Raw genomic sequence first — 14787 nt, forward strand, 5'->3', positions numbered from 1 at the left:
ACCGCGTCTTCGTACCGCTTCGCGGCGTCTTCGAGCGTCTCGGTGCATCCGTGGATTACTCTGCCTCTACGATTCTCGCGAACCGTGGAGATACGACGGTCGCCCTTTACATCGGCTCGAACGTCGGGTACGTGAACGGATACGAGGTGCAGCTCGACGTGGCGCCGTTCATCATTGGCAGTCGCACCCTCGTCCCGCTGCGCTTCATCTCCGAGTCGCTCGGGGCAGTCGTAGACTGGAACCAGGAGCAGCAAACCGTCTACGTCGGCCTGACGACACCGATGGCGCCCGCGCCGCAGAGCAGGCCGCCTGAGTATCCGCAAGCCTGGCCGCCTCCCAGCGGCTGGTTGCAACGCTACGGACCTCCGCCGCAAGGCTGGCACGGCGAAGGAGGTGGCTACCGCAATCCAGGGTCCGGCCGGTATCCGCGCCAGACGCCCACGCCGTATCGTCCGCGTCCGCGGCCGTATCCGACGTTTCGTCCACCGCACCCGATCGTGACGCCGACGCCGACGCGCATCTACACGCCGCGGCCGTATCCGACGTTTCGTCCACCGCGTCAGCTACCGACGGTTCGCCCGCGTCCGATACCGTACAGAACCATTCCGCCGCGGCTGCGCCCTACCCCAACGCCGACACCATAATCGCAGGCGAGCGGGCGGTGGTTGATTAGCTGTGCGGCCGGCGGGGAAGAAAGAGGGAGTGATGAGACGATTATCGATACTTTTTCTCGCCCTTGCGGCCGCTGGCGCCGCATCTTTCGGCTTGGCGAGCGCTCAACAGCAGTTCACCGTCATGGTGAACGGGAGCCCGATGAGTTTTCCGGATCAGGCGCCGGTCGAGCGCGCCGGCCGGCTCTACGTTCCGATGCGCGCGATCTTCGAGCGCCTCGGCGCAATGGTCGTGTACAATAACGGGACGATCAACGCCACAGGCGGCGGGCGGACGATTCAACTCCAGATCGGATCGTCGTATGCTACCGTCGGCGGGCAGCAGGTACAGCTCGATTCACCGCCGTTCGAGATCGGAGCTCGTACGCTCGTCCCGCTGCGTTTCGTCTCGCAGGCGCTCGGCGATCGCGTTTCGTGGGATCAGAGCCGCCTGACCGCCTATATCATGGGCAACGGCGGTTCCTCTGGAAATGGCTATGGGAACGGCTATGGGAACGGGGGTCCCAACGGTCAAGTACCGCCCTATCGGCCGGGAAGCTCCTACCAGCGTCCAGGTCCGGCGTGGGCCGACGCGGGCCATTCGCTCGTGCATCGCCCGTCTCCGTGGGGACAGACGTCGCGCCCCTATCCGCTGATCAACGCGTCGTTCCGCACCCCCGTGCTTCCTGGTAGCGTGCGCGTCATGCTCGACGGGCGCAACGTGACGGGGATTGCCAGGATCACGCCGCGCGGCTTCGAGTTTACCCCAGCCTTCCCGCTTCGCGCAGGAGAGCACGTCGTACGCATCTTTGCCAGGACGCAGGACGGCGTACCCGTCTCCGACAGTTGGAGTTTCACGGTCGTAGCGTAGCGAAGACTTGGGCTCATGCGCTCGCGCAGGGCCCTCGTTACCGGGGCAGCCGCCGGTCTGGCTGCCGGAATCGCGCACGTAATTGCGCGTGAGGCTTTCGCCCACGTAGCAATTACGTTTCGCTCGACGGCTCCCGACGCAACCCTTGCCGCGATTCGTGCGGCCGGTGCCGAAGCGAGTGCACATCGCGTAGACTTCTGTGAGAACGAGGAGAGCGTGACGGGAGCTCTTGACGAGATCGTTGCATCGCACGGGCCCTTCGATACGCTGATCCATGCCGTCGGCCCGATCGTCGTCAAGCGCTTTGCGAACCTTTCGGCGCGCGAAGCGCGCGAGATGATCGCCGGGAATCTCGAGAGCGCCATCCTGTGCGCGCGCGCCGTGATGCCGGCTATGCGTAACCATCGGTTCGGTCGCGTGGTGTTCTTCGGCGCGAACGGATCGAGCGAGACGCGCCCGGCTCGAGGGCACGCCGTGTACGCGGCGGCGAAGAGCGCGGTCACCGCGTTTGCGCGAACGCTCGCACTAGAAGAGGCGCGTTTCGGAATCACCGTCAACGTCGTCGAGCCCGGCGACATTCGCGACAAGACGATGACGCGTGACCAAGCGCGGGCGCGAGAGGGAAGAAACCCGCGCGGCAGACCGGGATCGTTCGAGGACGTCGCGGACGTCGTTGCCTTCCTGATCGCTCCCGAACGCGATTTCGTCACGGGTGCGGTCGTCGGCGTCACCGGAGGGTTGTGGGAGGCAGACGAGCGAAACGCCTCCTCTCCATGATTCCTGCGGATCGGCGGCGCCCGTTTGCATTGCCCGGTGCCGAGTCTCGGTACGGCCCGGACAAGGTCGTCGACGTCGAGCATATCGACCTGCACGTCACGCCGAACATCGAGCGCGCCGTGTTGGACGTCCGCTGTACCACGACGATCCGGGCACTCGACGAGGCGGTTGAATGGCTCGCGCTCGACGCCGTCGATCTCGACGTTCGCACGGTAGAACGCGATGGGCGACCGCTCGAGTGGCGGCACCGCGACGAGCGCCTGGAGCTGCGGCTCGATCCGCCGCTTTCCCCCGGCGAGAAAGCCTCGTTCGTCGTCACATACCGCGTTGACCATCCGCGGCACGGCGTATTTTTCATTCGCTCGACGGAGCAGCGACGGCGGGTTGCGCACGTGTGGACGCAATGCCAAGACACCTACGCGCGCTACTGGTTCCCGTGTTTCGATTATCCGCACGAGAAGCAGACGACGTCGGCAACGATCGTCGTGCGAAAAGGTGAGTTCGCGCTCTCCAACGGCGCGCTCGTCGAGCGCAAAGACGAGGGCGATGCGACGATCTTCCGCTACCGGCAGGACGTTCCGCACAGCACGTACCTCGTGACTATCGTTGCGGGACCCTTCGTGGAGATCGCGCAGGGGACGGCGGGAGCGCGCAAGGTTCCCGTCTTTGCCTACGTGCTTCCGGGCCGCGAAGCCGACGGGCAGCGCGCATTCGGGAACACGCCGCGCATGATCGAGTTCTTCGAACGGGCGATCGGCACGGCGTACCCCTACGCACGCTATTCGCAGATTGCCGTGAGCGACTTCATCTTTGGCGGAATGGAGAATACGTCGGCGACGACGCAAACCGACCGCACGCTTCACGACGAGACGGCGCATCTCGACTTCTCGAGCGATCCGCTCGTCTCGCACGAGCTCGCGCATCAGTGGTTTGGCGATCTCCTGACGTGTCGCGACTGGTCGCAGGCATGGTTGAACGAAGGCTTTGCGACGTACTTCGAATGTCTTTGGCGCGAGGAAGACCTCGGATACGACGAGTACCTGTACGACGTCTTCGTTAGCTTGGAGCGCTACCTCGATGAAGATCGCCGGCGCTACCGGCGCCCGATCGTGTACAACCGCTATCGCGACCCCATCGAGCTCTTCGATCGTCACCTGTACCAAAAAGGTGCGGCGGTTCTTCACATGCTGCGCGGCGAGCTCGGCGACTCGCGATTCTTCCGTTCCATCGCGCGTTACGTAGCGCAGAACGCGCAGCGCAACGTCGAGACCATCGATCTAATTCGTGCGGTCGAAGAGGCGACGGGCCGTAACCTGCGCGCGTTCTTCGACCGGTGGGTGTTCGGATCGGGGCATCCGGAGCTCGAGTACCGCGTCGCGTGGGACGAGCGGCGAAAACTCGCGACCGTGACGATCGATCAGCGGCAGCAGATCGACGACGAGCATCCGGCGGCCGTCTTCGATGTGGAGGTCGGATTCGTTCCGGATGAGCCAGAGGGGCCGTCGCGCGATCTGCGCGGTTGCCTTCCCGGCGAGCGACGGGTGCGCGTGCACGTCGAGCGTGCCCACGAGACCGTCGCGGTTGCGCTCGAATGGGAACCGAAGCTCGTGCGCGTCGATCCGGGAGCGTTTTTGGTCGGGAACGTGCGGTATCGCCTCGGTACGACTCTGGCTGCGGCAACGTTGCACGGCGATCCCGACGTAGTCGCTCGCATCCGTGCGGCACGGGAGCTGGCAGAGGATGGCTCGCGCGTCGCCCGCGAGGCGTTGGCAGGCGCATTCGAGCGCGATCCATTTTGGGGCGTTCTCGAAGCCGCGGCGGAGGCGCTTGGCCGAACGCGAGCGCCCTGGGCGCGGGATATCCTACTGCACGCGATCGAGCACGATCACCCGAAAGTGCGCGCCGCGTGCGCGGCTGCGCTCGGAAACTTCCGCGACGCCGATACGGCCGCCGCGCTGTTGAAACGCGTCGAGAAGGATCCGTCGTATTTCGTTCGCGCCGCGGCGTGCGCGTCGCTCGGCAGGACGCGCGATCCACGCGCGTTCGACGTGCTCGCCGCCACCGTGCGCCGCACGAGTTGGAACGGCACGGTGGAAGCTGGTGCGGTCGCCGGGTTGGCTGAGCTCGCCGACCCGCGCGCCGTGCCGCTGATTGTTGCAGCTTCGGCATCGAGCGGCGACGATACGTTGCGTTGCGCGGCGGCGTCGGCGATGGCGCGCGCTGCCGAGCTGCTCGAGCACGAGCGCGCTCCGCTCTTCGACGCTCTCGATCGCATGCTCGACGACCCGATGTTGCTGGTTGCCGTCGTCGCCATCGATGCCGCGGCGAGCACCGGCGAGATGCGATTCCTTCCCGCGCTCGATCGTTTGGCGCACGCCGCCTCCGACGGGCGGGCGCGCCGGCACGCCAGCGAGGCTGCGATGCGCATTCGCGAAAGCAGGAGCGTTCCGGCCGCCGTCACCACGCTTCGCGCAGATCTCGACGAACTTCGTGAACAACAACAACGGCTTCGGGAATCGTTCGAGGCGCTCGCGCCGCGCACGTAGGGCGAAGGGCGCGCTGCGCCTGGCCGTCGTCGTGGCGGCGCTCCTCGTCGCGTTCGTCGTCTTCGTCGAGCGTCGTTCTCCGGCACCGCCCGTAGCTCCGATCGTCGCGCCGGCACGGTTGCCCGCGCCGACGCCGCCGGCCAAACCGTGGACCTTCGAGCAAGTTCATCGTCTGCGCGGCACGCTCGCGGCAGCGTTTGCACCGGCGATTGCCGGTGCGACGCATTGGTCGCTATGCGTGATGAGCGCGCAGGGTAGCGTGCTCTTTGCGGTGCACGCTCGCACCGGCGTTAAGCCGGCTTCCGTCACGAAGCTCGTCGTCGCGACGACGGCTCTCGACGTGCTCGGCGGCTCGTATCGCTATCACACGTTCCTCGTTTCGAGCGGGTCGCCCGATGCGTCCGGCACGCTTGCGGGCGATCTCTGGCTCGTCGGCTCCGGCGATCCGTCGCTGCGCAGCACCGATCTCGCTGCAGGGGTACGGCAGCTCAGACGCCAGGACGTGCGACACATCGCGGGCGGCGTCGTCGTGGACGCCGATGCGTTTACGGGGCCGGAGATTAATCCTTTCTGGAATCCGCAAGACGCGAACGAAGACTATCAGGCGCCGGTAAGCGCGATCTCTCTCGACGGCGACACCATCGAGTTCGACGTTCGCGGCACCACGCCGGGCGCGCCCGCGGCGGTGCGGGAGAACCCGTGGAGCGGGGCGCTGCACGCAATGGGAGGCATCACGACCGTCGCCGCAGCCGACGATCCGAGCGTCATCGTTGCCGCGCTCGCCTCACCGAACCATTTCGCTCTTTCGGGTGACGTGCCGGCGGGGGAAACCGACAGAGAATGGGTTCCGGTGCACGGCATGGCGCACTACGCCGGCGCCGTCCTCACGCAGCTTCTGCACGAGCAGGACGTCACAACGGCGGCCGCACCGGGAGTGGGGACCGCGCCGGCGTCACGCATCGTTCTTTGGGACCATGCATCGGCTCCGTTGCGCCATCTCGAGCGGCACATGCTCTATCTCTCCGACAACCATTACGCGGAGCAACTGCTGCGCACGCTGGGGCTCGTGGCTGACGGAACTGGTGACGACGCCCACGGCCTCTCCGTCGAACGAGAGGACCTGGCGCGGCGAGGCGTGCCGCTCTCCGGAGCGCGGCTCGTCGACGGAAGCGGCCTCTCTGAGGCGGACCGCCTCTCATCCCTGACCATTGCGACGATTCTCGTCCGGGCTCTCGCGATGCCGCAGGAGCGCGGCTTCTACGACCTGTTGCCGCAGGGTGGGCGCAGCGGAACCCTCGAGGGCTATGCCTTCACCTCGGCGCTCGGCCGAGTTCGGGCGAAGACGGGGCACCTGACCGGGGTTTCGTCGCTTGCGGGATATGTCGTATCGCGGCATCATGGAGTTGTGGCATTTGCATTCATGATCGACGGCTCGCCGGGCGACCCCGACGGCGCTATGGTTCATGCCGTCGACAGAATAGCGGAGTTGTAGAGGTTCATACGCGCGTGGCTCAAGTTGCGATCGGCTTCACGCTGATCATGAGAGTTGATTTACCGAACTCACCCGGTGCGTTCGGCATGCTTGCCAATGCCGTGGGCGACGCCGGCGGTGTGATCGTCGCGGTCGACATGCACGGCGTGACGAAAGGTCGCGTCGTTCGAGACGTCACGATCAACGTCAGCTCCGACGTCATCGCCGCGGAAGTGCGTCGCGTCGTGGAGGGGCTGCCTGACGCGCACGTCATCAGCGTCTCCGACTCCACGTTTCTCGCTCATCTCGGTGGGAAGATCACCGTCGAGCCGAAGATCCCCGTCAAGACGCGCCAGGATCTCTCGACGGTTTATACGCCGGGCGTCGCTCGCGTTTCGATGGCGATCGCCGCCGACGCGTCCAAGGCGTTTGCGCTCACGATGAAGCGCAACTCCGTGGCGATCGTCAGCGACGGGACGGCGGTTCTCGGTCTGGGTAACATCGGACCGCTAGGAGCGTTGCCCGTGATGGAAGGCAAGGCGGTACTCTTCAAGCAGTTCGCCGGGATCAATGCTTTCCCGATCTGCCTCGACACGACCGATGTCGACGAGATCGTCGAAACCGTGCGTCACATCGCGCCGGTATTCGGCGGCATTAACTTGGAGGACATCTCGGCGCCCAGATGCTTCGAGATCGAGCAGCGTCTGATCGACGCATTGGACATTCCGGTGATGCACGACGACCAGCATGGAACCGCAGTCGTCATTCTCGCGGGACTCATCAACGCCGGGAAAGTCGTCGGCAAGCGCCTCGAAGACATGCAAGTCGTCGTCGCGGGAAGCGGCGCCGCGGGAACCGCGACGATCAAGATGCTGCTCGGAGCCGGCGTGCGCGACGTGATCGCCGTCGATCGGCACGGCGCGCTCAATCGCGACGAGCGATACGAGGATTCGCATTGGCGCTGGCTCGCCGAGCATACGAACCGGGAGAACCGTCACGGGACCCTCGCGGAGGTTCTGCGGGGCGCGGACGTCTTCATCGGCGTCTCGGCGCCGGGCATTCTGAAGCCGGCGGACGTTGCGGCGATGGCGCCGTCCCCGATCGTCTTTGCGATGGCGAACCCCACGCCGGAGATCATGCCGGACGTCGCCGCCCCGGTCGCCGCCGTCGTCGCGACGGGCCGATCCGACTTCCCGAATCAAGTGAACAACTTGCTCGCCTTCCCGGGAATCTTTCGCGGCGCGCTCGACGTACGTGCGGCGAGGATCACCGACCGGATGAAGCTCGCGGCAGCCTTCGCGATCGCGTCGATCGTCGGCGATGAGGAGCGTAGCGCGGAGTACATCATCCCGAGCGTCTTCGACCATCGCGTGGTGGATGCGGTTGCGAAGGCGGTGGCGAGCGCGGCTGTCGAGGAAGGCGTCGCGCGCCGTGCGCTGAACATGGCTGCGGCAGATGGCAGCAGCACGGATTCTGGTCATCGAGGATGATGAAGACGTCGCACGGCTCGAGCGGGTCGTTCTCGAGCGCTCCGGGTACGACGTGCGCCATGCAGCGACCGGGGCCGAGGGGCTGGACCTCGCGGAGTCCTTCCGGCCCGACGTCGTAATCCTCGACGTCGGCCTGCCCGACATCTCGGGGCTCGACGTGTGCACGTCGCTCTCCAACTCGAACAGCGCGTTCGTGTTGATGGTGAGCGGACATTCGCGCGAACAGGACATCCTGCTCGGGCTCGGGCTCGGCGCCGACGATTACATCACGAAGCCGTTCTCCGGAAACGAGCTCGTTGCGCGCGTGGCGTCGTTCTTGCGCCGGCGCGAGCGGCTGCTCAATAAGCAGGAAGGCGAGTCGAGCCTGGAGTTCGGCGATGCGCACCTCGATCGAAACTTTCACACGCTGGTGCGAAACGGCAAGAGCGTCGCGCTCACGGCACTCGAGTTTCGCCTGCTTTGGTTTCTCGCCGAGGCCGAAGGAAGGCTTCTCACGCGCGCGCAAATTCTCGAACAGGTTTGGAACGACACGTCCGGCGTTCCGACGCGCGTCGTCGACGTTCACGTTGCGGCGCTCAGAAAAAAGATTGCCGAAGTCGACGCGCCGGTCGATCTCTCCAGCGTGCGCGGCATCGGATATCGCCTCGACAAGAGATAGATGACGAATATCGCATGAGAACCCGCGCTTTCGCAACGGCGGCGGTAGCCGCCGTTTTCTTCGGTGCGGCACCGCGTCACGTGCCACTGACCGTGTACGGCGCCCCAGCGGGAACGCGGCCTGCGGGCGCGTCGGCGCAGCGGCCGACCGCCGCAGTTCTCCCCGACGGTCGCATCAGCGCGCCGATCGGCGACACGATCTTCGTCGGAACGAATCCGCAAGGCGTTGCGCTTTCGCCGGACGGGCGTTTTGCGGTCGTGAGCGATGACGCAGAGGCGCCGGATGCCGGGCCGATTGCCGCTGCGAGCGCACTCGTTGCGGGGTACGCGCTCACGGTGGTGGACACGCAAAGCATGCACGTGACCGACGTCTACCACGACGCCGCGGCTACGTTTTCTCCCGGCGTTGCCGTGCTTTCCGATCCGCGCAATCCGGCCCAAACGCTCGTCCTCGCGTGCGACGGCGTACACGACGTCCTTCGCGTCTTCGATCTTTCGTTCGACGGAAAGCTGAAGCCGGAGCCGCCGATCGTACTTCCCCTGGCTTCATCTCCCGGTTACGCGGGCGATCGCAGAGCCGGACCGACGGCCATCGCGATGTCTTCCGACGGGCGCATCGCTTACGTCGTCGAACGCGTCGGAGACGTCGTTGCTGCAGTCGACGTTGCGTCGCGTACCGTTCTCAACGGTGCACCGGTCGGGTTGGACCCGTCCGTCGCAGCGGCGGTAGACGGGCGCGTCTACGTTGCGAACGCCGGCCTTTCCGCCTATCGCAGCCGCTCGAATCCATCCCGGGCGGCGACGTTTGCGCAGCCGAACGTCGATCCGTTGAGGGCGTCATCGCTCGCGATCGTTCCGCTCGACGCGCGCGGCGCGCTGAACGACAACCCGAGCACGATCGCGTTTCTGCGCATGGATCCGATCCCCGACGGGACGCAGGAGATAGGAGGAATCGTCCCGAGCGCGCTCGTCACGCGAGCGGATGGATCGTATGCGTACGTCGCGCTGGCGAACGTCGATCGCGTCGCGATCGTCGATCTGCGCGGCACCGCGCACGTGACGGACGGACTCGATCTCCGGCTGTTTCCCGATGCTCCGTACGGCACGCAGCCGAGCGCCGAAGTTCTCGCCGCGGACGGTTCGCGGCTGTACGTTGCGCTCGCCGGCCTCAACGCCGTCGCCGTTCTCGACGCGCACGATGGGGCAACGCTGCACAGGCTCGGCTTGATTCCTACGGGATGGTACCCGTCGGCCCTCGCTCTGTCGCATGACGGCCGGTTTCTCTACATAGCCGACGCAGAGGGAGTCGACGGCTGGGGCCTTTTGCAGCGCGTCGATCTCGCCCATCTTCCGCTCGGACCGACGACGCTCTCCGCGCTCCGCTACAACCGGACCGCCGCTTATGCAAAGAGCAATCCGCTGGTGCCGCCGCTGCGTTCGGGACAGCGCTCGAATGCGATCCGTCACGTCGTGTACGTTTCCGTAGGGATCGACGACTACGATGCGATGCTCGGCGACTTGGTGGACGCCTCCGGGAGGCCGCATGGGAATGGCGCGCCCTCGTACGCGCTCTACCCGCAGAGCGCGACGCCAAACCTGCACGCGCTCGCGCGCGACTTTGCGCTCGCCGACAACGTATACGCCGCAGGTGACCCGGCGGCCGCTCTGCAATTGGCGACGGCGGGAACGGTCACCTTGCCCGTCGAGCGGGACGACGCGAATCCCGCAGATCCGCAGTCCTATCCGCGAGCGGGCTTTCTCTTCAACGCACTGCAGCGGGCGCATGAAAGTTTCCGCGACTACGGCGCGCTCCTCGACGTCTCGGGCTATCGCAATGGGCTGTACACGCTCGACGTACCGGTGTTGGCGGCGCTCGACGGCAGCGTCGATACGGCATATTCCACGTCGGCTCCCGGCACCGACGATGCCATGGCGCGCGAGTTCGCGCGCGATTACGGCGTGTTGTCGCAGGAGGGCAAGGTTCCCGATTTCAGTTTCGTCTGGCTGCCCACGGCACCCGGCGGCGAAGCAGCCGCCGATCGCGCACTCGGGCGCGTCGTCGATGCGATCTCGCATTCGCCGCAATGGAGCAGTACGGCGATATTCGTCGTGCCGGAGTCGTTCGAGACCCGTCGCGATCACGTCGACGGCTCGCGCATCTACGCGGTCGTGGTATCGCCGTACGCGCGTCGCGGCTTCGTCGATAGTGAGCATCTGTCGATTGCGAGCGTGGTGAAGACGGAGGAGGAGATCCTGGGCTTACCGCCTCTGGCGACGAGCGATCTGCTCGCATCGGACCTCGCGGCGTGCTTCGCGGCGAGCCCGAACCCGGCACCGTTCACGGCACTCCCCTAGGCCTCGCTCGTCCGAGGTGCGAACACCCGGGTGATGACCCAGTGCGCCGTGGCATACGGGCCCCGACTCATCGTAGCGCCGACGGCGACGATGCGCTCCGCGCTCGTCGTGCGTCCGACGCTCGCGATCGAGCGTGGCAAGCCGTTGAACGGCGAGCCCGGCGCGATCCTGGCAAGAGCCGTGGAGCAGCATGCGGTGCTCGTACGGACGCTTCGCTACTTCGACGTCGACGTGCGCGTCCTGGACGCGAGCGGCGACGATTCGCATGCGTGCGCCGTTGCCGACGCGGCGATGCTCTTCGAAAACGGCGCGTTGCTCATGCGCCCGTCTTCGATGAGCCGCCGCGCCGAGATCGATCACATTGCGGCGGAGCTCTGCGCGATCGACATCCCGCTCGCGGGTAGGATCGCGCCGCCCGGCTTGCTCGACGGTACCGACGTCCTGCTGATCGAGAACACCGCCTTCGTCGGCGCGGGTACGCGAGGCAACGCAATCGGACGCAACGGATTCGCCACGGTCGCGCGCGCGAGCGGCTTCAACGTCGTCGAAGTTCCTCTCGCAGCGGGCGTCGCGTCTCTGCAGAGCGTCGTGGGCGTGGCGGGCCCGCAGACCATCGTTCTCGCGCCGGGTTGCGTAGATGCCGCCGCGTTCTCGGATTTTCGGACGATCGAGTTGGAGCGCGGCGAAGAGCTTGGTGCCGGCGTGCTCTGCCTCGGTCAAAACCACGTTATTGCCGACGTGCGCTACCGCACCGCGCTCCAGCGCATGCGCCGCGCCGGCATCACCGTGGAAGGCATCGACCTCTACGAGTTCGAGAAGATCGGCATCACACCGTCGATGTTGGTCCTGCCGCTTCGGCGGGAGTAGCGCCGAGCGTGCAGCGCGTCGCGATCCTCTCCGACATCCATGGAAACCTCGTCGCGCTCGATGCCTGCTTGGCCGATCTCGTCGCGCAAGGCGGCGCCGATGCGATCGTTGCCGCAGGCGATCTCTGTCTGGACGGGCCGCGCCCGAAGAAAGTACTGCAGCGCCTCGAGGAAGTCGGCGCACAATGCGTACGCGGTAATACCGAACGGTTCATCGCGGGCATCGGCGAAGAGAAGTTCTCGCCCGGCGAAGCGGCGCAACTTGCGTGGACACGCAAGCAGCTCGGTGAGAAGTGGATCGCCTGGATGCGCGAGCTTCCTTTTGCGATGCGCGTCGGCGAGTCGCACAACGAGTTGTTGATCGTTCACGCCAATCCAACGAACGATACAGAGCACGTGTGGCCGGAGGCAGACGAGGAAACGCTGAAGAGATTGATCGGCGAGGAACGGGCTGCTACGATCGCGTTCGGTCACTTGCACCTGCCGTACGTGCGCCACTGGCGTGGAACGATGCTCGTTGACGTCGCATCCGTCGGCCTGCCGAAGGACGGCGATCCACGCGCGAGTTATGCGCTGTTCACCGAACGCGAAGGCGGCTGGGAGGTGAAGCACCGGCGCGTAGCCTTCGACGTGAAGAAGGTAGCAACGCAGCTTGCCGACTGCGGCATCCCGGAGAGCGCCGAGCTCATCGCGACCCTGCGCAGGCACCGCTACAAACGGTTGAAAGGATCGATCCCGTAGCGCGTGAGCGTTGCTGCAATCGAGATCGATGGGCTGACGAAGCGCTACGACGACATCGTCGCGGTCGACGATATTTCTCTGCGGGTCGAAGACGGAAGCTTTTTCGGTTTTCTCGGGCGTAACGGCGCGGGGAAGACCACGACGATCAACGCGATCGTGGGGCTTGCCCGTAGGAGCAGCGGCTCCATTCGCATCTTCGGCTTCGACAACGAGCGCGAATGGCGGCAGGCGCGGCGCTTCGTCGGGCTCGCTCCGCAGGAGTTCAACTTCGATCGCTATCTCTCGATTCGCGATGTGCTGATCTTCCAAGCGGGGTACTACGGGTTGCGCGGGCGCGCCGTCGCGGCGCGTGCCGACGAGCTCCTGGAGCGCTTTGGCCTGACGCGCCGCGCGCGCGTCGAGTACACGAAGATCTCCGGCGGGCAGAAGCGCCGCCTGACGCTCGCTCGCGCCCTCATCCACCAGCCGCGCCTGCTGATTCTCGACGAGCCCACCGCCGGTGTCGACGTCGAGCAGCGGCTCGAGTTGTGGGCGCTGCTTCGAGAGCTGAACGCAGATGGGTTGACCATCTTCCTGACGACGCACTATCTGGAAGAGGCTGAAGAGCTCTGCAAGCGCATCGCGATTATTCGCGACGGACGCATCATCACGGAGCAAGCGACGGAACAGCTCGTGCGGGAAGGCGAGAATCTTCAGGACGTGTTCTTGGAGCTCGTTAGGCAATGACGGTCAACGCCGTGGGCTTGTGGACGCTCACGAAGCGCGAGCTGATCCGCAGCGTGAAGATCATCAACCAAGTGATCTGGCCGCCGATTATCACGACGCTGCTCTACGTGTACGTCTTCGGCATGGCAATCGGAAGCCGGATACCGCACGTGCAAGGAGTGACCTACGCGCAGTTTCTCGTCCCGGGGCTCATCATGCTGCAAACGATCGATTCGTCGTACGGCGAATGCTCGAGCTCGGTCTTCCAAGGCCGCTTCATGAATCACATCCAAGAGCTGCTGATCGCGCCGATGTCCGCGGCGGAGGTGCTCGCCGGATTCGTCTTCGGGAGCCTCGTCCGCGCGCTCATCATCGCCGGGCTCATCACGATTCTCGGCGCGCTGCTCGTGCACACGCTGCCCAGCGACTGGACGACCTACCTCGTGGTGCTGGTACTCGTCGCGGTGCTCTTCTCGGCACTCGGAATCATCTTCGGGTTGCTCGCCGAGAAGTTCGACCATCTGGCCGTCCTGACGACGTTCGTCATCACCCCACTCACGTTCGTCGGCGGCGTCTTCACGGCAGCCACGATGCTCCCGCCTGCGCTGCGCACGCTCGAGCTCGCGAATCCGATTTTCTACACGATCGACGCCTTCCGGCGAAGCTATACGGGCCAGAGTTTTCTCGCGCCGGCCTATTCGATCGGCGCGATCGCGCTGCTCTGCGTCGTCACTCTGGCCATCGCGTGGCGCATGATCGCTCTCGGCGTCAAACTGCGCACGTAGGGTTTCCCTAGCCGTCAGCCGCTGAAGAAGGGGTTGTGGGCGCGTTCCTGCGCGATCGTGGAGGGCGGTCCGTGCCCGGGCATGACGACGGTGTCGTCCGGGAGCGTGAAGAGCTTCGTGCGCACCGAGGTAAGGATGTCGTCATACGTAGAGACGTCGCCGTACGCGCCGCCGACGCTGCCGGCGAAGAGCGTATCGCCCGTGAACACCGTTGACCTGAAGAGGTAGGAAGAAGAACCGTCCGTGTGCCCCGGCGTGTGGAGCATGCGCACGCGCACCTCGTCGCCGAAGGGAAGCTCCTCGCCGTCGCGCACGCGAAGCGCCCGGTCGGCGAGCGGGCCGATCGCGTGAACGTCGAGCTCGTGCATGACGATCTGCGCCGCGGGAAACGCAGCCGCTACGTCGGCCGTCGCGTCGCAATGGTCTGCGTGTTTGTGCGTGATCAGGACGTACTGCAGATGGTAGTCGCCGTCGCGCAGGATGCGCAGAAGATTCTCGGGCACGCCAGCCGGATCGACGAGGGCCGCGCGACGGCTGCCGGCCAGGAAGAACACGTATCCGTTGCTTGGGTGTGGCTGTTGCGGATGATGGCGCACGTCGGGCGCTTCTACCGGCTGCGGATACCACCGGCCCGCAGCCGAGTCGGCGAGGTGTCCTGGATCGAGCCTCAAGACCCGCGCTACGGCGCGTGCTTCGTCCTCGCCGACAGTTCCCCGGCCTGCGGCCCATGCGGCAATGGTAGCAGCTGCGATGCCGGTCGCCCGCGCCATATCCTCGGCATCGGTGCGGGTTCCGAGCATCGCCTTGCGGAGTACGTCGCCGAATTCATCCTCGAGAGGCAGGTGCATCCACGCATCTTCGGTGCAACCGGAG

General features: G+C 65.7%; 12 protein-coding genes and 1 pseudogene. 12 read left to right on the top strand and 1 reads right to left on the bottom strand.

Translation table 11 applies throughout. The features are described from left to right. The first annotated feature begins 8 nt into the window (after positions 1 to 8). The 12 genes and pseudogenes from VMV82_03520 to VMV82_03575 all read left to right on the top strand — a co-directional run bounded on the left by VMV82_03520 (position 9) and on the right by VMV82_03575 (position 13914). Positions 9 to 644, top strand: a pseudogene (locus VMV82_03520) (copper amine oxidase N-terminal domain-containing protein). 61 nt (positions 645 to 705) lie between these two features. Then, complete coding sequence (locus VMV82_03525; GenBank protein HUY40617.1) at positions 706 to 1521, top strand: copper amine oxidase N-terminal domain-containing protein; 816 nt, start codon at positions 706 to 708, stop codon at positions 1519 to 1521. Between the two features lie 15 nt (positions 1522 to 1536). Next, positions 1537 to 2298 carry an SDR family oxidoreductase gene (locus VMV82_03530; protein HUY40618.1) on the top strand — a complete coding sequence of 254 codons (762 nt, stop codon included), beginning with the start codon at positions 1537 to 1539 and terminating at the stop codon, positions 2296 to 2298. Continuing rightward, positions 2295 to 4844 carry a M1 family metallopeptidase gene (locus tag VMV82_03535; protein ID HUY40619.1) on the top strand — a complete coding sequence of 850 codons (2550 nt, stop codon included), beginning with the start codon at positions 2295 to 2297 and terminating at the stop codon, positions 4842 to 4844. Before VMV82_03530 ends, VMV82_03535 begins: the two co-directional genes overlap by 4 nt. Continuing rightward, positions 4789 to 6336, top strand: coding sequence for a D-alanyl-D-alanine carboxypeptidase/D-alanyl-D-alanine-endopeptidase (dacB, locus tag VMV82_03540; GenBank protein ID HUY40620.1), 1548 nt, complete (start codon positions 4789 to 4791; stop codon positions 6334 to 6336). Before VMV82_03535 ends, dacB begins: the two co-directional genes overlap by 56 nt. Positions 6337 to 6383: 47 nt before the next feature. Further along, complete coding sequence (locus tag VMV82_03545; GenBank protein ID HUY40621.1) at positions 6384 to 7805, top strand: NAD-dependent malic enzyme; 1422 nt, start codon at positions 6384 to 6386, stop codon at positions 7803 to 7805. Continuing rightward, positions 7771 to 8463, top strand: coding sequence for a response regulator transcription factor (locus VMV82_03550; GenBank protein ID HUY40622.1), 693 nt, complete (start codon positions 7771 to 7773; stop codon positions 8461 to 8463). The genes VMV82_03545 and VMV82_03550 overlap by 35 nt, the downstream gene beginning before the upstream one ends. 14 nt (positions 8464 to 8477) lie before the next feature. Then, complete coding sequence (locus tag VMV82_03555) at positions 8478 to 10817, top strand: beta-propeller fold lactonase family protein (protein ID HUY40623.1); 2340 nt, start codon at positions 8478 to 8480, stop codon at positions 10815 to 10817. A 33-nt stretch (positions 10818 to 10850) separates the two neighbouring features. Then, positions 10851 to 11684, top strand: a complete 834-nt coding sequence (locus VMV82_03560) for a hypothetical protein (protein ID HUY40624.1) — start codon at positions 10851 to 10853, stop codon at positions 11682 to 11684. Positions 11685 to 11692: 8 nt separating this feature from the next. Beyond that, positions 11693 to 12424, top strand: coding sequence for a metallophosphoesterase family protein (locus VMV82_03565; protein ID HUY40625.1), 732 nt, complete (start codon positions 11693 to 11695; stop codon positions 12422 to 12424). Between the two features lie 3 nt (positions 12425 to 12427). Next, the gene (locus tag VMV82_03570; GenBank protein ID HUY40626.1) at positions 12428 to 13150 is read left to right on the top strand and encodes an ABC transporter ATP-binding protein; all 723 of its coding nucleotides are present in this window, start codon (positions 12428 to 12430) and stop codon (positions 13148 to 13150) included. Then, positions 13147 to 13914 carry an ABC transporter permease gene (locus tag VMV82_03575; protein ID HUY40627.1) on the top strand — a complete coding sequence of 256 codons (768 nt, stop codon included), beginning with the start codon at positions 13147 to 13149 and terminating at the stop codon, positions 13912 to 13914. The genes VMV82_03570 and VMV82_03575 overlap by 4 nt, the downstream gene beginning before the upstream one ends. 14 nt (positions 13915 to 13928) lie before the next feature. Here the strand turns inward: VMV82_03575 and VMV82_03580 are convergent, their stop codons facing one another. Beyond that, positions 13929 to 14762, bottom strand: coding sequence for an MBL fold metallo-hydrolase (locus VMV82_03580; protein HUY40628.1), 834 nt, complete (start codon positions 14760 to 14762; stop codon positions 13929 to 13931). Between the last annotated feature and the right edge of the window lie 25 nt (positions 14763 to 14787).

Source organism: Candidatus Dormiibacterota bacterium (genome assembly GCA_035532035.1).
Taxonomy (GTDB): domain Bacteria; phylum Vulcanimicrobiota; class Vulcanimicrobiia; order Vulcanimicrobiales; family Vulcanimicrobiaceae; genus Tyrphobacter.